The sequence below is a fragment of the Mycobacterium uberis genome, assembly GCF_003408705.1.
Taxonomy (GTDB): Bacteria; Actinomycetota; Actinomycetes; order Mycobacteriales; family Mycobacteriaceae; genus Mycobacterium; species Mycobacterium uberis.
Window position 1 is genome coordinate 1 of the sequence record NZ_QAYL01000040.1, and the last position, 1,034, is coordinate 1,034.

Sequence of the window (1,034 nt, forward strand, 5' to 3'; positions counted from 1 at the left end):
CTCTCAGCCAGCGTAGCCATACATGGGGTCCTAATCGTCGTCCTACCGGCGTTCGGTGGGTCTCCCCACGACAGTGAAGACAGAGTTCGCACGAAATTTGGTGTTGCGATTGTACTTATTCCGTAGGTTGGGGCAACTCGATCACAATAGGGTCTAGTACCTGCATTGAGCTGCCAGTTTTGGCTATGGGACCGTTCTGGTGGTGGGCATCGGCGGGTTGGCGATCGCCGGAAATGGCCCAGTGTAGCCCATTCTCTCACGGGCGATACTCATCACGCGCTTGCGTATCGAGTACCAGCCGATGATCAAGGCTGGGACAATAACGACCAGTGACGCTACTGTCCACGTGCCGATCGGTTTGTCGAACGTCATCATAACCAGTATGGCGAACAAAAAGAGCAAGGTGAGGTAGCCACTATACGGGGCCAGTGGCATACGGAATCGGGGTCGGCGCATGATCCCGGCTTTGGCCATCTTGTGGAGTCGAAGTTGGCAAAGTACGATGGTGCCCCATCCGGCGATGATGCCCAGCGCGGCGATGTTGAGCACGATCTCGAAGGCTTGACCGGGGTTGAAGGCGTTTAGTGCGACACCGAACAGGCAGATAACGGCGGCTAAAAGGATTCCGCCATATGGCACACCGTTTTTCGACATCCGCGCGGTGAATTTCGGACCGCTGCCATTTATCGCGATCGAGTGCATGACGCGACCGGTTGAATACAGCCCGGCGTTGAGGCTGGACAGTGCGGCGGTGAGTACCACGATGTTCATTAGGTCGCCCGCGCCGTGGAAGCCGATCTTGGAGAAGAACGTGACGAACGGGCTTTCGCTGGCCTTGAACGCAGTATAGGGCAGCAACAGTGCCAGCAGGATCACTGACCCGACGTAGAAGATCGCGATGCGGGCGATCACGGAGTTGATCGCCCTCGGCATGATTTTTTTCTGGCTCGGCGGTTTCGCCGGCTGCGGTGCCGACCAGTTCGACGGCGGCGTAGGCGAACATCACTCCGGAAGTGACCATCAGTAGCGGAACG

Annotated in this window: 1 pseudogene; it reads right to left on the reverse strand. The window is 57.5% G+C overall.

The window, feature by feature from the left end:
• Positions 1 to 183 precede the first annotated feature (183 nt).
• Positions 184 to 1,034: pseudogene (locus MUBE_RS14345) on the reverse strand (amino acid permease); the annotation flags it as partial.